This is a genomic window from Blautia sp. JLR.GB0024, assembly GCF_037000545.1.
GTDB classification, from domain to species: domain Bacteria; phylum Bacillota; class Clostridia; order Lachnospirales; family Lachnospiraceae; genus Blautia; species Blautia celeris.
This window is the reverse complement of sequence record NZ_JBANBF010000003.1, coordinates 243,961-264,469: the sequence shown is the minus strand read 5'-3', so window position 1 is coordinate 264,469 and position 20,509 is coordinate 243,961. Positions and strand designations below refer to the sequence as shown.

Sequence of the window (20,509 nt, the reverse complement as noted above, 5' to 3'; positions counted from 1 at the left end):
GTACAGGTACGTTACTTGCACATCTTATATCAAGAAGGCGCATTTAATCAGCCCGACAAACCGGAAGTTGTCAAATTGCTTTGATTAAAAACATCTCCATTGGCTGCTCATATTTTGGAATATCTACAACAAAGCCACCACAATCTTTATAGCCCAATTTTCTATAAAAATGTTGTGCTTCTTCATCAACCTGTGTAGAAGTCAATAGCATACCATATCCTTGAGATTTCATATCAGACTCCCAATATTCCATAAGTTTTTTTCCAAAACCTTTTCCTTGATAATTCCAATCAACGAATAACATTGTGCAAAATGGTGTGTTATCCCAAAAAAGATTAAATCTTAATAGTCCTATTGGCTTGTTATCTTCCAATAAAATATATCCTTGCTTGTCACGCACTTTTTTTTCAAATTCTTTATTTGATAAATGCTTATCAAGTCCATACCAAAATTCTTTGTCCTCTAATTGTACATATCTAATTTCAGTCATTTTATCTCATCACCTAATTCTTATTTGTTAAGTACGCCTTATCCGCCTAATGCTTACAAACCCATAACAACCCTTTTTTAATATGACCGCATGGAAATGTCAAACAGCTCATATTTACTATTTTTTATATAACCGGGCAGCCGGAAGATTTTCCTCATAGGTGTCCAGACGGATCGCCTGAATGCTCTGTTTTTTTATCAGTCACTTTTTCTTCTTAAGAACTCAACAAACGCAAAAATGATAGAAATAACAGTAAGAACAGATACGATTAATTCTGCCATATTGTTGGCGTAATCGGTCTGCTCCGGGATCATTGCGCCCAGAACCAGGAAATACACACACCAGACAAGTCCAATGATAAGAAGCAAAAATGTAAAATATTTTAATACGGCGGAAAACCTGTTGATCATCCTCCGGGCATGAGCTTTTTCTTCTTCTGTATAATTTTTTCTGAATATCTGTTTCAATCCGGCACATACAAAGCCTGCGATAAGGCCGGTTGTCAATCCGATACAAATTTCAAAGAACAGTTTCATAATGATTCATCTTTCACAAAAATCAGGTCCATTTTTCTAATGCAGCCGTTTGCACTGATTTCTGTTGGTATCATGCCGACATAGGTATATCCCTGATTGGCGTAGCGGTCAATGATTCCCCGGTGTTCGGAAACAGATGCCATTACCATATCTTTCATTTTGTATTCTACATTTACATATTCGTATTTTTTCATTTGCCTGCTCCTTTTTCAATTGATGATGATATTATACCGTTATTTTCGGGCATTAGCAATGAAATAACGGTAATTCTTCTGCGGCGGTTTGGCGGAGTATTACGGTGCAAATATCATCTGAAGTGTTTGTTTCATCGACAGTGAAACGTTATGGGGAAGTGCCGGGGATGAGCAGAAATGAAGGACGGATGATGGACATTGAGGTGCAGATTGCGGACATTTTGTGTACTATGCATATTTCTGCGGTAAACTTCTGTTATCAGAAAGAAACGGAGGAATGGATTATGACAGACGCTTTGCATGTGGAAGGGCTGACCAAAAGATTTCCGGATTTTACTTTAGAGAATATCAGCTTTTCCGTTCCGACAGGTTCCATAATGGGGCTGATCGGGCCGAATGGTTCCGGAAAAACAACTACGATCAAGCTGATACTGAATCTGCTGAAGAAGCAGTCCGGTTCGATCACGGTATTGGGATTTGACCATATAAAGGAAGAGCAGATATTTAAAGAAAGAATCGGGGTAGTGTTCGACTCACATTTTTTTGTGGATGAATGGAAAATGCCGGACGTGGAGAAGGCTATGGGCATGTTTTATGAAAATTGGGACACAGAAGTTTATTACAGGTATCTGGAGAAGTTTCAGATAAACAGAGAGAAACGTGTCAAGGAGCTTTCAAAGGGCATGCAGATGAAGCTGATGCTGGCCTGTTCTTTTTCACACAGAGCAGAACTGTTGATTCTTGATGAGCCTACCAGCGGATTGGACCCTGTATCCAGGGATGAGCTGCTGGATATTCTTTTAGAATATACGAAGGACAAGAGGCATAGTGTCCTTTTTTCTACACATATTACACCGGATCTGAATAAAATTGCCGACAGCATCACCTTTATCAATCGCGGAAAGCTGCTTTATTCCGGGGAAAAGGAGAAGCTTACAGAGAGTTATTGTATCGTTTCCGGAAGCAGCAGACAATTGACACCGGAACGTAAGGCGGCAATGCCTAATATTAAGATATATCCGGATTCTTTTGAGGCGCTGGTCAGCAGGGAAGAGCTGTCCGGTCTTGCCGGTCTGCAGACCAGGCCGGCGGTTATGGATGATATTATTGTATTTGTCAGTAAAGGAGATGTTTTGTTATGAAAATATGGAAGGCTGCCAAGCTGGATTTTAATCTTTTGAAGTATTATTATAAGTCCATTTGTTTTACGCTTCTTATTCCCCTGGCTTTTATTCTGCTTTACCGTACGCTTGCAGTGGGAATTTCCTTTGCAATGTTTATGATGGCAATGTCGTCTATCTATACATTTTCAGTGGCAGATAAAAATGATATGCAGAGGCTTTACCGCATTCTGCCTGTTTCAGTGAAGGCACTGGTCTGCGGGAAATATCTGCATGCGTTTTTGATGGGAATTTTGGCTGTGTCAGTGTCTGGTATTTTGCAGCCCATGATTCTGGGGATGCTTGGGGTCAATGTTTCAGGTAAGGAAGTTATGACGGCAGTATTGGCTGGTATGGTACTTTATATTACATATGTCTGCTTTCAGATTCCGGCGTATTATAAATTTGGGCCGATCAAAGGGAGAGTTTTTATGTATGTGCCGGTGGTGGGGATCTTGCTGACCATGTTTGTGGTGGAAAAAGCGGATATCCGTACCGGTGTTCTGTTCCGGATGATCAGTGAAAACAGATATCTGGGGCCGTGTCTGCTTGTGCTTTATCTTGCGGCTGTTGTATGTATTTCGATTGGTATATCTGTACGGATTTCAAAGAATAAAGAATGGTAGGCTGATAGGATAGGAACCTTTATTTTGATTGGGGCATTTATCCTATTTGCTGCAATTTCCAGTCGGAGGAGGTACAGGAAAAGAAGAGAGGACAGAGATAAATATATAGATAAACAGAATATATAGCTGCAGGGGCTGACATGTTGTTTTGCACGTGTCAGCCCCGTCTTTTTATAGGTACAGTGAAATGGTTGGGTCGTTTCGAGGAAAGTGGCTGTTGTTAGTCGTACAAATCCAGTGAGTTGATGGTGATATGGGCATTTACCGCACTTTCGGTCGTATTGGTAAACAATGTGACCGGATTGGAGCTGCTGATTCCCAGAAAAATGGTATCTCCAGCTGAATAAGTGCTCATGAACGTGCCGTTTACTTCCCGGTTGCCGGTCAGCAGAGGGCGTATGGAGGCAGCGGCAGCAGGAGCCGGTGTACCGTGTTTGGATTCATATATGCCTATTGAGGCATCAGGTCCTGCAGCGGATGTGGCGATAATACCGTAGCTGATGTGGTATAAACCGGTGCGCAGAAATGTGATGGTGATTCCGTCTTCCTCGAGGCGTATATCGTTTAAAATGTCGGAGGTTATGGAAACGGGGGCGGCGTTAGGCGCGGCCGCAGGAATCGTTTGGGACTGGGTGCTGTGAAAGGCAGCATAAGCCGGTCTGGGGGCAGGTTTTCCGGCAGGACCAGCGGGACCGGCAGGGCCGTTTAAACCGGTTGGTCCGGTAGGGCCGGTTAAGCCGGTTGGTCCAGTAGGGCCGGCAGGGCCGGTTAAGCCAGTTGGTCCAGTGGGGCCGGCAGGGCCGGTTAAGCCGGTTGGTCCAGTGGGGCCGGCAGGGCCGATTAAGCCGGTTGGTCCAGTGGGGCCGGCAGGGCCGGTTAAGCCGGTTGGTCCAGTGGGGCCGGCAGGGCCGGTTAAGCCGGCCGGTCTGGTTGAGTCGGCTATACTGCAATAATTCTTATTGGCCTCCGTAGACGTTTCCTGTAAATTTTGATCGTATTCCATACAGTCATCGTGACTGCGTTTACTACGAAAATTAGAAAAAATCATAATATCTCCTTTAACTCGTTGAGGGTTTAAAGACCCTGATTTTAAATGAATACAGAAAATGCATGATGAGTGTGAAAATCCGATATAGTGATGCGAAACGGTATTATAAGTGAAATGATATAACGGACAACGGGGATTTGAAGTTGTTTTTTAAATTGAGAAAAAAATGAAAGTATGAATCTGCATTCAGGAATTCCGCCTTAATTTTACAATAGTCAGGGATATTTCTCCTTCAATGACAGATACAGGGCTGTTAAAAGTGAAATTTAATCTTGTCTGCGCAGGGGTGTAAAGAATGAAATAAGTTGAACCTGTAGCGCTTGAAGAGTCAGAACCAGTTTTGAAATAAATTCCTTGATCAAGGTGCGCAGCGCTGTTGTAAAAAGGTGTAATCTGCATATATCCTTCGGTCCGCAGGATTGCTGAAACACCGTAAGATATTAAGTAATAACCTGGTCCTAGGATAACAGTGGCCGGGCTTTCATAGGAAATTTGACCGGTGGAATCGGAAATCTGAGGGAGGAGGGGAATCAGCGTGCCGTCAATAAGCTGCAGTGCATAGTTGGAAAAGGAGGCAAACGTATCATCCGGGATTATACCGGTGGGTCCGGTAGGTCCGGTGGCACCTGTGCTTCCGGTGGGGCCGTCGGGCCCGGTAGGTCCGGTGGCGCCTGTATTTCCAATGGGTCCGTCGGGCCCGGTAGGTCCGGTGGCGCCTGTGTTTCCGATGGGTCCGTCGGGCCCGGTAGGTCCGGTGACGCCTGTGTTTCCGGTGGGTCCGTCGGGCCCCGTAGGTCCGGTGGCACCTGTACTTCCGGTGGGCCCGGTGGGACCAATAGATCCAGCTAAACCGGTAGGTCCGATTGGACCAATAGAACCAGTAGGTCCAATGGAACCCGTTGGGCCAGTAGGACCAGTGGAACCCGTTAAGCCCGTAGGCCCGATGGGGCCGATTAAGCCAGTAGGCCCGGCAGGTCCAGTGGAACCGGTTAAGCCCGTAGGCCCGGTAGGACCAGTGGAACCGGTTAAGCCCGTAGGCCCGGTAGGACCAGTGGAACCCGTTAAGCCAGTAGGCCCGATGGGGCCAGATAAACCAGTAGGTCCAGTGGCTCCAGTAGAACCGGTTAAGCCAGTAGGACCGGTAGGTCCAATGGAGCCAGTTATACCAGCAGGTCCGGTGGGGCCCATAGGTCCAGTCATACCGGTGGGGCCGGTAGGCCCGATTGAGCCAGTTATACCGGCGGGACCGGTCGGTCCAGTAGAGCCGGTTATGCCAGTGGGACCGGTCGGTCCAATCGAGCCGGTCATGCCGGCAGGACCATCAGGTCCCATTGGCCCCGTGGGTCCCGGAGGACCGGCAGGCCCGGTAGGACCGCGTTTGCAGCAGCAATTCGGACAGCAGCAGGTGTTTTTTCTGCAGCAGGGAGGTATGTATTCCATGGATTCTTTCTGTATATCATGTTCTGACTCAGATGAATTCCTTTGAACTGAGTCATCATGGCAGTTTGAATGCATACGATTATCGCCTCTTTTCCGGCACAAAAGTCAGTCTTTACTATTATATGTAAGTTATAGTGGGATTGTGAGAAATGAGTTATGAACTATGGATACCGGCGCCAGAAGCCGTACACGGGAAGACGCCTTATAAGTCGGATGGGGAAAGGAGCCCGCAAGGATTCCGTGAGGCTCCGGACAGCACGGGAGGGCGTCACAGCCCTCCGGAAATTCAGGATTCGGGAGAGTCCATTTCTATGCCTTCAAAGCACATAGTAATGGTGGTCTGAAAGATATGGTCAGCATAGGCAGTCTGGAGAATACCATCATATTTTTGTACGGCTGCTTCAATATTTTTCATACCCCAGCCGTGCAGCATCGGTTCATTTTCCTTTTTTACGGTGACGAGTTCTCCGTCAGATGTATACTTCGGTTCCGGGCTGCTGTTTTCCAGTTTGATGACAAGAATATTCTGAATGCGCCGAATCGTAAGGTTTATGCTGCATGTGTCAGGGGATGTTTTCCTGCTTTGTATAGCTGCGGCTTCCAGCGCATTGTCCAGAAGGTTTGAGAGAATCGTACACAGATCATTGGATTTAATATTGGTATTATAAGGATATTCTATGTTCATTTCCATACGGATACCGGCATTTTTTGCTTTTTCGTATCTGCTGTTGATGATATAATCAACTGTCTGGCTGCCGGTCCATACCATGGAAGAAATGTTCTGTACAGGACTTATAATGGAATCAATATATTGAGAGAGCTCCGGAGCATGATATCTGTCCGCCATTTGGTGTATGACCTCTAAATGCCGATGGAAGTCATGAAACAGTTTGGCATTTTGAGAGTAGGCCTTGTTGACTGCAGCGTAATTCTGTTCCAGCAGCTCTTTTTGCATTTCAATCGTGTCCAGCAGTTCTTTCTCACGCTGGTATTTTATGTGGCTGTATGCAAGAACGATTCGGAGAAAAAGAGCAGAGAGCATAACTATAGTGACTATGGTCAATGTGTCTAAAGGCCGTCCCGCAAAAGCCATATGCAGCAAAATGGATATTCCGCAAAATGCCACTGCAGGAGTTCCGTATATGGATGTATAGTAATTACTGAAATTACTGATGCATTCCTGAAAGCGGTGTGATGCGAACAGAGCGAAATAAAATGGTACCCGGCAGAGAAGCAAAAATACAAGCCAATAAACCAAAGGTACGGAAAAATATCTGCATAGTATCAGATAAGAAAGAACATCCGTTAACAGGAGTACGCTCAGATAAGAACAGCCACAGCATAAAAGCAGTTTCCAGTCCAAATGATACAGAAACTTAGAAATCACAAGGATCACAGCCAGAAGAGCAGCCGCAGTGACAGCCGCACTTTTGCCGCTGTTGTTAAAAAAGCAGAGCAGTCCTGCAAACCCGGCAGCAGCAGCCCAGGCCGCACATTTTTCACTGCTTTCATCCTGCAGTCTGCCGATACTGAGAACGCCGCAGCATATCCCGGAAAATAAAAGCAAAAACTCAAGTACATAAATCATCATATATGTTTCCCCCAATAAGTATTGACTGCCATTTTTACACTCTGGAGATGGGAGCGGCTGATTGGCAGGACCGTGCCGTCTTTTAAGCAGACACTGCTGTTTTTTATTTGGGTAATCTGTATCAGGTTGATGATGCATCCCCGTTCAATGAATATAAATTCTTCTGCCCCCAATTCTTCGTAAACCGTCAGCAGGCTTTTCCTGACTTTGATAATCCCGTGACAGGTATGGAGCGCGGCGTTCTTACCGTCGCGAAGAATATAAAGGATATCACGGAAGCCCACCTTTTCCATCCGGTTTGCCGTCAGCACAGTATAATTCTTGTCATCTTCCAGCATGATGAGCTTTAACGCATCCGTAACCGCATAGGTCAGTCTCTTTTCCAGGTCATTCTTGGGCACATACCGGAATATGGCTAATTCAAAACTGTCAATGGCGTATTTTACATGGGATGTAATGAAAATGACTTTTACGTTGGGCAGCTCCGGTTTTATGGCCTGAACAATTTCCATACCGCTGATACCTGGCATTTCAATATCCAGAAGGAGAAGGTCAAAATAGCTGTGATCTTCCAAAATGTCACTTAACAGCATCCGGCCATTATTATAGGTCTGTATTTCAGCTACCGCTTTTTGCAGGCTGAGGCAGTTTTTTAATATCGTCTGGTTATTGATAATTGAATCTGTGTCATCGTCGCACACAGCAATACGGATCATAGTTACCTCCTGGTTGAGCTGTAAGCTGTAACAGCAGGAATGTCTTACAGCGTGAATAGTACAAAGTTTCTTATGTTGTCACTATAACATATTGTTAATTACAGATACAACCGGAAAAGTTAAGGAGGGAATATGTCAGAATGCGAATAAGAGGAACAGAAGCGAACTTACATGATAAATTCCCCTTGTAGTGATTTGGATTAAATCCTTAAAAATATTTTGGTACAGGCGTATAGTACACGGAAAAGAATATTGGAAGCTGAGAATGTCAGAGGAGGAAATGGCTGGAGCAAGAATGACATGCTTTTATTGGAAATTTCAAATGTGTCTTTACTAAGTCAGAGTAGATGGGTTGGTACTATCATAGTTACTGAATTATCTAATGTTTAGGTTTCCACATCTTTTCAATTTCTTCTGTAAAAATAATTGTCGACAATATATGTGAAAAGTCTACAAGGGAGATGCGATGGAATTGGATGAATTCCACAAAGATTATAATATATATAAAAAACTATTGATTATTTTGATTTATTATTGTATTCTTAAAACACAATAAATGTCGACAATTATAATTAATAGTAGACAAAATAAAGAACGATTGGAGGAAAAGTAAAATGAGTAGAAAGGTATTAATGGCACAAGATATGGATCCGGCGGGAAAAAATCTGTTAGTAGAGAATGGGTTTGAATTGGTCATGGCTCCTGTTGAAGAGGAAGAAGTGATGAAAAGCTTAATTACTGATTGTGAAGCGGTTTTTTCAAAGACTTATTTTTTGAATGAGGAAATTCTAAAAGCAGGTACAAAATTGAAGGTTGTGGCAAAACATGGTGTTGGCATTGATAATGTAGTGGATCTTGAAACTGCAACAAGGTTAGGTCTTTATGTTGTAAATACTCCACAGGCAAACTCAGACTCTGTGGCAGAACATACGATTGCTGGTATGCTTGCTATTTCTCAAAAGACAGTAAAAATGCATCTGGCTACTCAGAAGGCGGATTTTGCGGCACAGGACTGTGGAGGAATGCACGAAATCGGAGGTAAAACTGTAGGGATTATCGGACTAGGGAATATAGGACGCCGGGTTGCAAAAATTGCAGCAAATGGATTTGATATGAAAGTCCTTGGATACGATCCATATACAGACAAGAAAAATCTTCCGGATTACATTGAATATAAAGAAAATATAGAAGATATATATATGAATGCTGATTTCGTAACATTACATCTGGGTGCAACTCCATCTACCATAGGTATGGTTGGCAGAAAACAGTTTGACATGATGAAAAAGACAGCAATTTTTATGAACCTGGCTCGTGGTGCCCTGATGATTGAAGAAGATCTGACAGATGCATTACAAACTGGTAATATCGCTGGAGCAGTATTAGATGTATTTGCAACAGAGCCTGTAGAGGCGGGGAATCCCCTGTTGAAAATGGATAATGTACTTCTCTCTCCACATTGCTCTGCGTTGACAGATGAATCCCTTGCAAGAATGAGTTATGATGGAGCGCGTGGTATTGTTGAAATTTTGACAGGCAGGAAACCTGCCTGGTGTCTGAACTACGATGCAGTGAATGCAAAGAATAATTGATTGTGCAGGCAGACTTTCTGTTAATTAAGCAGATTACTATATAAAGGGGGAACACTTATGAATTTTTTAAAATGGCTGGATCGAAATTTTGAACTGATCATCATGGGGGCGGCCATAGTCACGATTACAGTTATTGTGTTTGCTGATGTAGTAGGACGTTCGTTTTTTGGGACCGGGATCACCTGTGCACAAGAGCTTTCCAGAACTTGTGAAATTATTATTGCGGCAATGGGAATCTCTTATGGAGTACAGACTGACAAGCATATCCGGGTGGATCTGATACAGACATTCTGGCCGAAAACTAAAAAGCCATTGGCAGTATTTGGTGACATAGTTGTTTTTGCGTTCTGTATATTTATGTCATGTAATGGATTGACAAAATTAAAATCAGCTTTAATTTCTCAGGCAACCACAGCGGTTTTGGAGATTCCTATGTTTTATATTTATCTGATGATGGAACTGGGGCTGGTGTTTGCTGCACTGAGAATGGTTGAGAAGTATGTAAAGCGTTTATATGCGGCGAAAAAAGGGGGTGAAACTGCATGAGTATTGTATTAATTTCTTTGGCCGTATTTTTTATTCTTCTGTTTCTCGGTGTGCCGATTGTAGTATCTATTGGAGTATCCTGTATTATGATTTGGCTTCAGGATCCATCCATTGTGACAACTCCGGCCTATACATTTCAGGCTATGACTGCATCTTTGGATTCATTTGTCTTAGTTGCAGTTCCTTTGTTCATTCTATCCGGTCAGATTATGGCAAAGGGAGGAATTGCAGCAAAACTGTTTAATTTCTTTTCTTATTTTATTGGTAAGTTCCGTGCAGGACTTCCCATAACTGTTATCGTAACCTGCCTTTTTTATGGTGCTATCTCAGGGTCCGGTCCGGCAACGGCCGCAGCTGTTGGTGCAATGACGATTCCTGTACTGACTGGTATGGGGTACAGCCTGTCTTTCGCCGCCGCCATTGTGGCTGTGGCAGGGGGATTGGGGGTAATTATACCACCTAGTATTCCGATGATCATGTATGGTTCAGCAACAGGCGCTTCTGTAGGTGACTTGTTTATTGCAGGCGTTGTTCCCGGCATACTGATTGCTCTTTGCATGATTATATACAGTATATTTTATTGCAGAAAAAATCCTCCGGATATGAAAAAGCTGGAAGATAATTACAAGGAATTACATAGTAAGAGCTTTGGAAATCTGTTTTTTAAAAGTTTTCTGGCGCTATTGGCTCCTGTTATTATATTGGGTGGGATTTACAGCGGTATTTTCACGCCGACAGAAGCGGCAACAATCTCGGTTGTTTATGCACTGGTCATAAGTTTGTTTGTATATCGAACTTTAAAAATCACAGAGTTACCGATGATCATAAAGGAATCACTGGGCTCGATTGCACCTGTATTAATTATAGTAGGGGTCAGTTCAGTCTTTGGACGTGCGTTGGCATTGCTTCAGGTAACAGATGCGATTTCGGGATTTATTTTAACTACATTCCCGGGTAAGGTTGCAGTACTTTTATTTATAAATTTACTTCTTTTGTTTATTGGATGTGTTATGGATACTACACCTGCAATATTGATCTTTGCTCCTATTTTATGGCCGATTTGTGAAGCGATGGGTATGAGTACGATTCATTTCGGAATAATCATGGTATGCAATTTGGCAATAGGATTCGTGACACCGCCTGTCGGTATTAACCTGTTCGTTACTTCAGGTATCACGGGAGTTCCGGTTATGAAATTGAGTAAACATGCATTGCCTTTTATTCTGGCATTTGCAGTTGCATTGTTAGTTATTACATTTGTTCCGGCCATCAGCCTTTGTCTGCTGTGAGGAACAGGGGGAAGCTTAAACGAAGCTTTATAAAGAGGAGGATAATAATGAATTATTTAAAAAAATCAATGGTTTTAGTAATAAGTGCAGCTATGGTATTTTCCCTTGCATCATGCGGCAATTCTACATCTGATACAACGACAGGCAGTAAATCAGCTTCAGAAGAAAGTAAAACAAATGCATCTTCAAAAGCTACAACTTTTATTGCAGCACATGCCAGTACAGAAGAATCTACATTGGGTCAGTTTTTTTTATCCATACAGGATTATCTGGAAAAAAATACAGATGATTTGAAAATGGAAGTCTATCCTGCAGGACAGTTGGGAAGTGATACAGAGCTGGCAGAAAGTATTGTTGACAACAGTGTACAAATGATTGCCGGTTCGACTGGAAGTTATGTGAATGTAGTGGGTGATTTCTGTCTCTTTGACTTACCCTTTGCATATGACAGTTACTGGCAGATGAGAAAAGTCTGCGCAGATGAAGAACTAGAAGCTGCGATGGATAAAGTCTTGGAGGAGAAAAACCTGAAGCTGGGATGCCTGAGAGCTGAAGGGTTCCGTACTTTATTTACAAAAAAACCAGTTACCTGTTACGAAGATATCAAAGGACTGCAGCTGCGGGTTATGGATAATAAATATCATATAAGCTTATGGAATTCTCTGGGGGCGAATACTACAACGGTTGCGTTTACAGAGTTATATACCGCACTGCAGCAAGGTGTAGTAGAAGCACAGGAAAATACGGTAACATCAACACTGGCTAATTATAACCTGCAGGAAGTCACCAATTATGCAACGCTTAGTAAGCATGAGCCAACAGTCCATCCGTTTTTGATTAATCTGGAATTTTATAATGGACTTACGGAACAGCAGCAGGAAGAATTGATTGCAGCATGTAAATACGCCCAGGAGAATGAGGCGGACCGTGAAAAAGATGATCAGAAGAGTTTGGAAACTCTGAAATCTGATTATGGTTATGAGGTTTATGAATTTACGGAAGATGATTTGGGAAAATGCCGTGAAGCTACAAAGGCTACTTGGGATGATATCCAAAATACAGTAAATCCAACCCTATATAAAGCATTGGAAGCTGCTATTGAAAAAAATAAATAGGGCAATAAGCCATATGGAAAAAATATACATTTCTCGAAAGTTATAGTACAATAACTTTTGAGAAGGCATTATATAGGGCAGACTGCACCCGCGGCGGGTTGCCCTATGCCGTTTTCAACAATATATAAGGTAGGAGTGAAAGATATGTTGGATATTAGTGTCAGCAGACAAGCAACTGTGGCTACCGTGCTTACAGGCATGCGCCATGATATTCTGTTGGGTAAATACGAGAATATGAAACAAATCAGTGAATTGGAAGTAGCGCAGAAATATCAGGTGTCACGCAGTTCTGTTCGTTCTGCATTCCAGATTCTCGAACGCGATGGACTTTTGGAGGCACAGCCCAATGGAAGAAAGGTCTTGAAGAAAATCGATCAGAAATATATTAAAGATTTATGTAAAACGAGAAGTATTCTGGAATGCGAGGCTGTGCAGCTGATTCTTCAACAAGAAAAAAATGACTTTTCACAGCTTTTGCATATTGTTGGACAGTTTTATTCTGTAAAACAGATTGATGATAAAGAAGAGCAGAGGAACAGAGTCGTACAGTTAAATGATGATTTTCATGACAGACTTTTTGAAATGGCAGGTAATTGTGCCTTATCTCAATGTCATTATACATTGAAGCCCATGGTATCCAGTATTATGGGGATTAATGCAACCTTGGATCTGAACATGAATGAACATGATTATTATGACTCACACCATAGGATAACAGAACTTTTGATGGCAAAAGATGAAAGTGTTATCGAATATATTCGCTATCATACAGCAGTTGCAACGATGAAAGATGCATTGATAGCTCTGAATACGTTGCGTAACCAATAAACAATGAAAGAGAAAATAAGGCGATATCTATGAAATACATTGGAATTGATGTGGGAAGCAGTTTTCTAAAGGCAGTTCTTTTGGATTTAGAGAAGGATTGTATGATTGATAACAGAAGTTTCCCAACTCCGAAAAAAATCCCAAAACAAAATCCGTTTTTGTTTGAGATACCGGCGCTGCAGATTTGTAATAAGATCAGAAAACTAGTTGATGGATATACATCACAGTTTAACGATATTGAGGGAGTGATTCTCTCTACACAAATGCATGGCTTTGTTTATAGTGTGGCTGGAAGAGACGATACATATATATCCTGGCAGGATATGCGGTGTATAGAAAATATGCCGAATAGTGGAAAGACATATCTTGAGTATTTGAAGAGAGAGTTGCCGCCATGTGATATGAGAAATTGTGGTGTCTATATAAAACCATCACTTGGTTTATGTAATTTGTATACGTTGATACACGGGAGTGATATTCCCCAAAATGGGACTTTGTATACATTGGGGTCTTATGTGATTGCTCAATTGACAGGAAACAATATTTGCCATATAAGTAATGCTGCTCCAATGGGTATGGCTGATGTCAGACATCATTGTTGGAACAATGAACTGCTTCAGAGGCTTGGACTGGGAAAAATCCAATTACCTAAGATTGCAGAGCATGACTTCGAGGTCTGTGGTATTTACAGAAGCAATTCATGTAATCTGAAGATCTATCCAGATTACGGGGATATGCAGGTAGCAGTATTAGGAAGCAGAATACAGGAAGGCGAGGTTGCAGTTAATGTTGCAACGGCTTCGCAGGTTATACGTTATGCCCAGAAATTTGAACCGGGTGAGTACGAAATACGGCCATATTTTGAAGGCGGCTATTTAAATACGATTTCTAATATGCCGGCCGGTAGAAATCTGGATGTACTTGTGTCATTTTTTCAGGAAAGTGTTAATACTTTGACTGGAATGTCTGTAGAAAAGCAGGAAATCTGGAGATATATTCACCAGCATGCAGGACAAGTACGGGATGGGCTGAGAGTGCAGACAAGTTTTTATAATAATCCTTATTTTTCTGATGGGGGTTCGATTGTTGGTATCACTCAGAATAATCTGAATATTAGTAATATATTTGCAGCTGCATTTAAGGATATGGCACAGACTTATTGGTATTATATTCAGCGATTAGGGACAGATGCGGAAAATATAAATGGTGTTATTTGTATAGGTGGTGTTTGCTGGAAAACACCGGAATTATGTGAAGCAATAGCTGAAGTGACTGGGAAGAACATCAGACTTTCACCTATGCAAGACGAAGCTTTAGAGGGCATGTTTCGTTTAAGCCGGGTTGCTTGCGGTATGTGTAAAGGTCTGAAGGAACAGTCAAAGACAATAGCTGCCCAGGCAGAGGAGGAGATGTAAATGTTAAAACAGAAAATGGAGAATCGGGAAGATGTACTCAGCACTATGATTTCAGAAATCAGTAATGTGAATCTTCCGAGAATGTTGAAATTAGGCGGTTTTGATTTTGTTATTATTGATTGCGAACATGGACCATTTGATTTTTCTCAGCTTGCAGCTATGGTGGCAGTTTGCAATAGCATAGATTTGCAAGTACTTGTCAGAATTCCCCAAATTACAAGAGAATGGATTACCAAGATTCTGGATATGGGGGCAGATGGATTTTTAGTACCCATGGTCAACACAAAAGATGATGCAGAGAATATAGTTAGACTCGCGAAGTATTCTCCATTGGGACAGAGGGGATTGTCTACTATGCGTGCCCATACGGGCTATGTTCCCCCAAGGCTTGAGGATTATATGAAGGCAGCTAATAAAAAGACTATTTTGCTTGCTCAGATTGAAACATGTCAGGGAGTTGCTAATGCAGAGGCGATAGCGGCTGTCGAAGGTATTGACGCATTGGTAGTTGGTCCGTCTGATCTTTCTTCTGATCTGGGTCACCCAGGAGAATCTGGTTGTGCCGAGATGAGAACAGCTGTTGCAAAAATATGTGAAGCAGCTAAAAAGGCAGGAAAGAGCTGCGGTACAGTATCTACAAATATCGAATATCTTTCCTATTGCAGACAGCAGGGTATGAATTTGTTTAACATGGGAAGTGAGCTTGGTATGATTATAAATGGTGCGAAAGAGACGGTTAGGACACTTCGAGAGCAGGTTTTATAGGTTCTTATCAACGGGAGAAGAATAATGATTATTTGTAGATATGAAGATTTGGGTAAATATATGCCATTATTAAAATGTCTGGATAGTGCATTGGAATGTGTAGAACAATTACGAAAATGTCAATTTCCTTCAGGGTGCTATGATTATGAAGGAGGCTTCCTCTTTGTGCAGAGAGGTGAGACGAAAGAATATGAAAAAAATAAATTTGAAGCACATCGAAAATATATTGATGTTCAGTATATGATTGAGGGTGGAGAGGAAGTTGTTTATTCACCTCTTCAGCATTTAAAATCGATTGTTCCATATAATGAGAACGATGATATTGAATTTTTTGAAAGCAAGGAAGGACAGCCGGTATTTATAAATATTAATAGTGGAATGTGTTATGTGGCTTTTCCTGAGGATGGACATATGCCGTGCAGATATAAAGAATTCCGGCAGAGTTATGTGAAAATTGTTATGAAATTACCTGTATAAAAAATATGCCGTGTAATCTTACAAAATGTGAAATATATGGATTAGGAGTTAATAACGATGAAAGAATCAATTCATAAATATTTTCAGATTGGCACGCTTCGATGGATGTCTTTTCCTAAAATGGATGTTCTGGAATCTGTCAGAAAAATTGCTGCAGATGATTTTTTTGATGTGGTTGAGATTTCCGGTTGTAAAGGCAGTGAAGAAAGAGAAGCCGTTAAGCGCCTGCTGGAACAATCTCATATGAAAGTTTTTTATGGTGCACAGCCAAGTCTGCTCAGTGGAAAGCTGAATCCAAATGATATTGATGAAAAAGGGAGAATGGCGGCGGAAACTGCCCTATATTATGCAATTGATGAAGCAGAGTATCTTGGCGCAAAAGGAGTTGTCTTTTTGGCAGGAAAATGGGAACATGAAACTAAAGATCTGGCATATGCACAGCTTTTAAAAACTACTAGAAATATATGTGAATATGCGGCTGCCAAGAATATGATGATAGAACTGGAAGTATTTGATTTCGATATGGATAAAGCAGCTCTGATTGGTCCGGCCCCGTATGCGGCTAAATTCGCAGCAGATGTGAGAACGGACAACAGCAATTTCGGGTTACTGATTGATCTGTCTCATATTCCGACTACCTATGAGTCTCCAAAATTTGTAATTCAGACGTTAAGACCCTACATTACACATCTTCATTTTGGTAATGCTGTAGTCAAAAAGGGATGTACGGCTTATGGAGACAAACATCCCAGATTTGGTTTTCCTGACAGTGTAAACGATACTGCAGAGCTTACGGAATATCTGACAGTTTTGAAACAGGAAGGTTTCTTTAATGCAAAAGATCCTATGGTGTTATCCATGGAGGTTACGCTTGTGGGAGACGAAGAAGAGGAAATTGTTTTGGCTAATACAAAGAGGGTATTAAATAGGGCATGGTCTCTAATTGAAGATTAAGTGTGACTTTTCAGTAAACGGAACAGTTAGGATTAAGATAAAAGACATAGGAGAGCAAAATTATGAAGATTGTAGTATTGGATGGTTATACTGAAAATCCCGGCGATTTAAGTTGGGGAGAATTGGAGATGCTTGGCAATGTTACGATATATGACAGAACTTCTTATGAAGAAAATCCGATTATTGCAGAAAGAATCGGTGATGCTGAGATTGTTATTACAAATAAAACACCGATTAGCAGATATACTATTGATAACTGTCCGAATTTAAAGCTGATTGCGTTTTTGGCAACAGGTTATAATGTGGCAGATTATGAATATGCAAGGGAGAAAGGTATTCCGGTAGTGAATGTACCTACATATGGTACTCAAATAGTAGGACAGTATGCAGTGGGTCTGCTTTTAGAAATCTGCTCACATTATGGTCATCATGCACAAACTGTTAAAGCGGGAAGATGGGAGAATAATCCGGATTGGTGTTATTGGGATTATCCGATGATCGAGTTATATGGTAAGACCGCTGGTATAATAGGTTTGGGACGTATTGGCCAGGCAACAGCAAAGATTTTGAATGGGATGGATATGAAAGTCCTGGCTTATGATGCATTTGAAAGCGAAGCGGGCAGGGAAGTTGCTGAATATGTAACGATTGATACGCTGTTTGCGAATTCAGATGTGATTTTTTTACATTGTCCCTTGTTTCCAAGTACAGAGGGAATTATCAATAAAGAAAATATTGCAAAGATGAAAGATGGAGTTATCATCATAAATAACAGCAGAGGACAGCTGGTGGTTGAAAAGGATCTGGCAGAGGCTTTGATTAGTGGTAAGGTATATGCTGCCGGCCTGGATGTTGTTTCAACAGAGCCGATTAAAGAAGACAATCCACTGTTACACGTGGAAAACTGTCTTATTACACCGCATATTTCATGGGCGGCACAGGCATCTCGTCAGAGAATCATGGATATTACAGTTGCAAATATAAAAGCATTTATTGAGGGCAATCCGATAAATGTCGTGAATCCATTTGTTAGTTGAAATAGTTAAAGTTGTTGTCTCTGTACAAAAAATAAAACCCTTTTTGGATAAATCCAAAAAGGGTTTTGCTGCCGCTGGCCGGACTCGAACCGGCACGGTGTTACCCGCTTGATTTTGAGTCAAGTGCGTCTGCCAATTCCGCCACAGCGGCTCGTTCTCACGAACCGAAAATAATATTACCATATAATTTTCCATCATGCAAGTGTTTTTACCTATTTTTATATAAAACTTTACAAATGATTATTGAATGGACCGGCATTCCAGAGGAGTTGGAATGCCGGCCATTTTCAAATAACGGAATATTAAAAGACTTCTTTGCTGTAAGCATCAATCTCTTCGCTCAGTGTCTCATACACCCCCGGGAAGGTACTGATATCAAGTCCCTGGGAAGCACACGGAATGAAATAGAGTTTGCCGTTCTCGTCACAGGCGCGGCGCACTTCTTTTTTGATCACATCTCTGGTCCAGCCCGGATAATCCACTTTGGCGCTGTCGATGCCGCCCATGAAGGAAATCTGTCCGCCGTATTTTTTGATCAGTTCCGGTACGTTGTTTGTGGTCATGACACCCTGCCAGATATCCACACCCATCTCTATCATATAGGGCACCAGTGTGGCTGCGTAGGAATCCGAGTGATGCACAATGAGCTCCACGCCGTTGTCACGGTATCTCTTGTAGATCTTCTTGTATGCGGGAAGGAAGAATTCCTCAAACATAGCCGGAGAGATGAAGGTGGAGGTCTGGGTACCCCAGTCGTCGTGATGGAAAAGGGCATCAGGCTTTAAGTATCTGCAGACCTTATCCGCATATTCCAGCTCCCAGTCAGTGAGATAGTCGATCAGCTCATGCATGGCCTCCGGTTCCTCAATAAAGTTCATCATAGTCTCAGGAATATCCATCAGATGATGGCACTGTTCAAAAAGTCCCGGGAACATGACAGAAGTTACGAAATATTCATTTCTGTCCACGGATTCCGCCTCTTTGATGTAAGGTTCCCATTCAGAATCCGGGTAATCCAGACTTGGCGCATGAACGTATTTCCGCCATTCCGTAACATCCTTGAGTACCAGATGCTCCTCATCGTGGACCGGGAAGTCGCCGGGGGTTCCTTTTGGCCATGAGAATGTGATGCCCCAGCCATTGACTGCATTTATGACACCTTCCTCCAGAATGGGGCCGTTGTGCAGGTCAAAGAACGGGCTGCCGTAAATAATGTGCATAAATTCATATTGGTTTACAAAGCGGTCGGGATGTCCGCCTCTGATGGTTTCCAGTAAATTCTGTCTTTTTGTCAGCATATCAAAAATCTCCTTTCATGAGTTCCGTTTTAACATATTACATATTTTCATTTTCCCGGACTTCCTGCATGGACAGGTCGCTGGGATTTTTCTTATCCATTACAGTGCAGATAATAGACAGTACAGCACCGATTCCGGAAGCGGCAATGGCTACGGGAAGCAGTTTTAAAATGCCTGTGGTGCCCAGAAGCTTCTGCAGCATGGTGCAGGCATAGGTGGAGAGGAACATTCCAAAACCTCCGATGGCTGTTGTCATGGAGATAGAGGAGGATACCCGCTCCTTGGGTACGACGACCGTGCATCTCAGGAAGAAGTAAGAGAAACCGTATCCATAGGAAGCACCGCACAGCGTACATGCAATTCCGGCCATGACCGGTCCGGATGCCAGGTAAAGCAGCAGATAGGAGAGACAGAGTCCCACATATCCGAAAATGATGGTTGCCCTTTTCAGCTTGGAGTACAGGGCTCCGAACAGGATACAGAGGATGCAGCTTCCCACGGTACCCAGTGTGGAGAGCAGTGCGGCAACGCTTTCATTTCCATACCCCTGTTCTGCCACCAGGACAGATACCTGATAATAGATGACCGCGTAGATCAGATTATAGGCAAAGCAGGAGACCATCAGCATAAACTGCCTCGACAGATATGGATTTCTTCCCTGTACTTTCGCCTGGTTTTCCTCTGAGGGACTGCCCTCCGCCGGCGTTGTGGGAAGGAAGAAAATCATCATGACGATCACCGGCACGGCTATCCAGTAGACCTTAAAAACTTCGTTCCAGGAACGTACTGCAAATACACCTGCGATCAGACTGATGACAGCACCGGTACCTGCCATAGTGGCATTGAAGATACCCATGATGGTTCCGCGCTTGTCTTCATCCACATAGACCTCAGCGATCAGAGCCATGGCAGCGGCATTTACAAAGCCCATGGAAATGCCCACCAGTATACGCATAACCAGTACATAATACACATTTGCCACAGCTCCGCCTAAAATGGCAGATACGGCAAACAGGATCATAGCCCCAATTAAAATTTTCTTTTTGCTCAGATACTGCATGAGTTTTCCGCACAGCATGGCTGAGAAAAGCATGATAAAGGATGGTCCCGACAGGATAAAATTCACGGCGGCGTCATTTTGGAAGGTCTCATACAGCCCGTTTCCGGCCGGAATGATAACCATATCTGCCATAACTGCCACGTTTGTCAGAAAAAGAGAGATTAAAAACAGAAGAGCACGCCCTCTGGTCATTTCTTTGTCCATCTTACACCTCCATAAAATATTTGCGATCCGGATCTTATGTACCCATTATATCTTATTTAAATTCTCTTACCATCCTTTGAAATTCCTGTATTTTCGTGACCTGACCGTCTAAAACTTTTGAAAAAACG

20 protein-coding genes and 1 tRNA gene are annotated in these 20,509 nt (G+C 42.5%); 12 read left to right on the top strand and 9 right to left on the bottom strand.

Annotated features, from left to right (window positions below; translation table 11 throughout):
* Positions 1-70: 70 nt before the first annotated feature.
* The 3 genes from V8Q34_RS09425 to V8Q34_RS09415 all read right to left on the bottom strand — a co-directional run bounded on the left by V8Q34_RS09425 (position 71) and on the right by V8Q34_RS09415 (position 1,220).
* On the bottom strand, positions 71-490 hold the full coding sequence (locus tag V8Q34_RS09425; RefSeq protein WP_227244368.1) for a GNAT family N-acetyltransferase: 420 nt from the start codon (positions 488-490) through the stop codon (positions 71-73).
* A 197-nt stretch (positions 491-687) separates the two neighbouring features.
* Entirely contained in the window at positions 688-1,026 is a 339-nt protein-coding gene (locus V8Q34_RS09420; protein WP_054352766.1) for a hypothetical protein, read from the bottom strand.
* Entirely contained in the window at positions 1,023-1,220 is a 198-nt protein-coding gene (locus V8Q34_RS09415; protein WP_335835298.1) for a DUF4177 domain-containing protein, read from the bottom strand. Before V8Q34_RS09415 ends, V8Q34_RS09420 begins: the two co-directional genes overlap by 4 nt.
* A gap of 167 nt (positions 1,221-1,387) precedes the next feature.
* Between V8Q34_RS09415 and V8Q34_RS09410 the strand changes: the two genes are divergently transcribed.
* A complete protein-coding gene (locus tag V8Q34_RS09410) occupies positions 1,388-2,362 on the top strand; it encodes an ABC transporter ATP-binding protein (protein ID WP_335835297.1) in 975 nt (324 codons plus the stop codon).
* On the top strand, positions 2,359-3,006 hold the full coding sequence (locus V8Q34_RS09405; RefSeq protein WP_335835296.1) for an ABC-2 transporter permease: 648 nt from the start codon (positions 2,359-2,361) through the stop codon (positions 3,004-3,006). Before V8Q34_RS09410 ends, V8Q34_RS09405 begins: the two co-directional genes overlap by 4 nt.
* A 220-nt stretch (positions 3,007-3,226) precedes the next feature.
* Here the strand turns inward: V8Q34_RS09405 and V8Q34_RS09400 are convergent, their stop codons facing one another.
* The 3 genes from V8Q34_RS09400 to V8Q34_RS09390 all read right to left on the bottom strand — a co-directional run bounded on the left by V8Q34_RS09400 (position 3,227) and on the right by V8Q34_RS09390 (position 7,801).
* On the bottom strand, positions 3,227-3,361 hold the full coding sequence (locus tag V8Q34_RS09400) for a hypothetical protein (protein ID WP_255611272.1): 135 nt from the start codon (positions 3,359-3,361) through the stop codon (positions 3,227-3,229).
* 2,419 nt (positions 3,362-5,780) lie between these two features.
* Entirely contained in the window at positions 5,781-7,085 is a 1,305-nt protein-coding gene (locus V8Q34_RS09395) for a GHKL domain-containing protein (protein ID WP_052099529.1), read from the bottom strand.
* On the bottom strand, positions 7,082-7,801 hold the full coding sequence (locus tag V8Q34_RS09390) for a LytR/AlgR family response regulator transcription factor (protein ID WP_033141924.1): 720 nt from the start codon (positions 7,799-7,801) through the stop codon (positions 7,082-7,084). The genes V8Q34_RS09395 and V8Q34_RS09390 overlap by 4 nt, the downstream gene beginning before the upstream one ends.
* Before the next feature lie 614 nt (positions 7,802-8,415).
* Between V8Q34_RS09390 and V8Q34_RS09385 the strand changes: the two genes are divergently transcribed.
* The 10 genes from V8Q34_RS09385 (at position 8,416) to V8Q34_RS09340 (ending at position 17,819) form a co-directional block, all read left to right on the top strand.
* Positions 8,416-9,393 carry an NAD(P)-dependent oxidoreductase gene (locus V8Q34_RS09385; protein WP_033141925.1) on the top strand — a complete coding sequence of 326 codons (978 nt, stop codon included), beginning with the start codon at positions 8,416-8,418 and terminating at the stop codon, positions 9,391-9,393.
* A 57-nt stretch (positions 9,394-9,450) separates the two neighbouring features.
* A complete protein-coding gene (locus V8Q34_RS09380) occupies positions 9,451-9,939 on the top strand; it encodes a TRAP transporter small permease subunit (RefSeq protein WP_033141926.1) in 489 nt (162 codons plus the stop codon).
* A complete protein-coding gene (locus V8Q34_RS09375; protein WP_033141927.1) occupies positions 9,936-11,228 on the top strand; it encodes a TRAP transporter large permease subunit in 1,293 nt (430 codons plus the stop codon). Before V8Q34_RS09380 ends, V8Q34_RS09375 begins: the two co-directional genes overlap by 4 nt.
* A 47-nt stretch (positions 11,229-11,275) precedes the next feature.
* A complete protein-coding gene (locus V8Q34_RS09370) occupies positions 11,276-12,343 on the top strand; it encodes a TRAP transporter substrate-binding protein DctP (RefSeq protein WP_033141928.1) in 1,068 nt (355 codons plus the stop codon).
* 144 nt (positions 12,344-12,487) lie between these two features.
* On the top strand, positions 12,488-13,171 hold the full coding sequence (locus V8Q34_RS09365; RefSeq protein ID WP_052099530.1) for a GntR family transcriptional regulator: 684 nt from the start codon (positions 12,488-12,490) through the stop codon (positions 13,169-13,171).
* A gap of 29 nt (positions 13,172-13,200) precedes the next feature.
* On the top strand, positions 13,201-14,586 hold the full coding sequence (locus V8Q34_RS09360) for an FGGY family carbohydrate kinase (RefSeq protein ID WP_033141929.1): 1,386 nt from the start codon (positions 13,201-13,203) through the stop codon (positions 14,584-14,586).
* Entirely contained in the window at positions 14,587-15,351 is a 765-nt protein-coding gene (locus V8Q34_RS09355; RefSeq protein WP_244806129.1) for an HpcH/HpaI aldolase family protein, read from the top strand.
* A 24-nt stretch (positions 15,352-15,375) separates the two neighbouring features.
* A complete protein-coding gene (locus V8Q34_RS09350; RefSeq protein WP_244806128.1) occupies positions 15,376-15,828 on the top strand; it encodes a YhcH/YjgK/YiaL family protein in 453 nt (150 codons plus the stop codon).
* 57 nt (positions 15,829-15,885) lie between these two features.
* On the top strand, positions 15,886-16,782 hold the full coding sequence (locus tag V8Q34_RS09345) for a sugar phosphate isomerase/epimerase family protein (RefSeq protein ID WP_033141931.1): 897 nt from the start codon (positions 15,886-15,888) through the stop codon (positions 16,780-16,782).
* A 62-nt stretch (positions 16,783-16,844) separates the two neighbouring features.
* Positions 16,845-17,819 carry a D-2-hydroxyacid dehydrogenase gene (locus V8Q34_RS09340; RefSeq protein WP_335835295.1) on the top strand — a complete coding sequence of 325 codons (975 nt, stop codon included), beginning with the start codon at positions 16,845-16,847 and terminating at the stop codon, positions 17,817-17,819.
* Positions 17,820-17,888: 69 nt separating this feature from the next.
* Here the strand turns inward: V8Q34_RS09340 and V8Q34_RS09335 are convergent.
* The 3 genes from V8Q34_RS09335 to V8Q34_RS09325 form a co-directional block, all read right to left on the bottom strand.
* Positions 17,889-17,970 (bottom strand) — tRNA-Leu (locus V8Q34_RS09335).
* Between the two features lie 151 nt (positions 17,971-18,121).
* On the bottom strand, positions 18,122-19,117 hold the full coding sequence (locus tag V8Q34_RS09330) for a uroporphyrinogen decarboxylase family protein (protein ID WP_227244404.1): 996 nt from the start codon (positions 19,115-19,117) through the stop codon (positions 18,122-18,124).
* A gap of 37 nt (positions 19,118-19,154) precedes the next feature.
* Positions 19,155-20,381, bottom strand: a complete 1,227-nt coding sequence (locus V8Q34_RS09325) for an MFS transporter (protein WP_033141934.1) — start codon at positions 20,379-20,381, stop codon at positions 19,155-19,157.
* Positions 20,382-20,509 lie beyond the last annotated feature (128 nt).

Coding starts and splice junctions, on each gene's coding strand:
- V8Q34_RS09415 (WP_335835298.1), bottom strand. CDS start 1,220: ATGAAAAAATACGAATATGTAAATGTAGAATACAAAATGAAAGATATG.
- V8Q34_RS09375 (WP_033141927.1), top strand. CDS start 9,936: ATGAGTATTGTATTAATTTCTTTGGCCGTATTTTTTATTCTTCTGTTT.
- V8Q34_RS09330 (WP_227244404.1), bottom strand. CDS start 19,117: ATGCTGACAAAAAGACAGAATTTACTGGAAACCATCAGAGGCGGACAT.
- V8Q34_RS09425 (WP_227244368.1), bottom strand. CDS start 490: ATGACTGAAATTAGATATGTACAATTAGAGGACAAAGAATTTTGGTAT.
- V8Q34_RS09390 (WP_033141924.1), bottom strand. CDS start 7,801: ATGATCCGTATTGCTGTGTGCGACGATGACACAGATTCAATTATCAAT.
- V8Q34_RS09410 (WP_335835297.1), top strand. CDS start 1,388: ATGAGCAGAAATGAAGGACGGATGATGGACATTGAGGTGCAGATTGCG.
- V8Q34_RS09420 (WP_054352766.1), bottom strand. CDS start 1,026: ATGAAACTGTTCTTTGAAATTTGTATCGGATTGACAACCGGCCTTATC.
- V8Q34_RS09360 (WP_033141929.1), top strand. CDS start 13,201: ATGAAATACATTGGAATTGATGTGGGAAGCAGTTTTCTAAAGGCAGTT.
- V8Q34_RS09370 (WP_033141928.1), top strand. CDS start 11,276: ATGAATTATTTAAAAAAATCAATGGTTTTAGTAATAAGTGCAGCTATG.
- V8Q34_RS09350 (WP_244806128.1), top strand. CDS start 15,376: ATGATTATTTGTAGATATGAAGATTTGGGTAAATATATGCCATTATTA.
- V8Q34_RS09400 (WP_255611272.1), bottom strand. CDS start 3,361: ATGAGCACTTATTCAGCTGGAGATACCATTTTTCTGGGAATCAGCAGC.
- V8Q34_RS09365 (WP_052099530.1), top strand. CDS start 12,488: ATGTTGGATATTAGTGTCAGCAGACAAGCAACTGTGGCTACCGTGCTT.
- V8Q34_RS09385 (WP_033141925.1), top strand. CDS start 8,416: ATGAGTAGAAAGGTATTAATGGCACAAGATATGGATCCGGCGGGAAAA.
- V8Q34_RS09380 (WP_033141926.1), top strand. CDS start 9,451: ATGAATTTTTTAAAATGGCTGGATCGAAATTTTGAACTGATCATCATG.
- V8Q34_RS09355 (WP_244806129.1), top strand. CDS start 14,587: ATGTTAAAACAGAAAATGGAGAATCGGGAAGATGTACTCAGCACTATG.
- V8Q34_RS09340 (WP_335835295.1), top strand. CDS start 16,845: ATGAAGATTGTAGTATTGGATGGTTATACTGAAAATCCCGGCGATTTA.
- V8Q34_RS09325 (WP_033141934.1), bottom strand. CDS start 20,381: ATGGACAAAGAAATGACCAGAGGGCGTGCTCTTCTGTTTTTAATCTCT.
- V8Q34_RS09345 (WP_033141931.1), top strand. CDS start 15,886: ATGAAAGAATCAATTCATAAATATTTTCAGATTGGCACGCTTCGATGG.
- V8Q34_RS09405 (WP_335835296.1), top strand. CDS start 2,359: ATGAAAATATGGAAGGCTGCCAAGCTGGATTTTAATCTTTTGAAGTAT.
- V8Q34_RS09395 (WP_052099529.1), bottom strand. CDS start 7,085: ATGATGATTTATGTACTTGAGTTTTTGCTTTTATTTTCCGGGATATGC.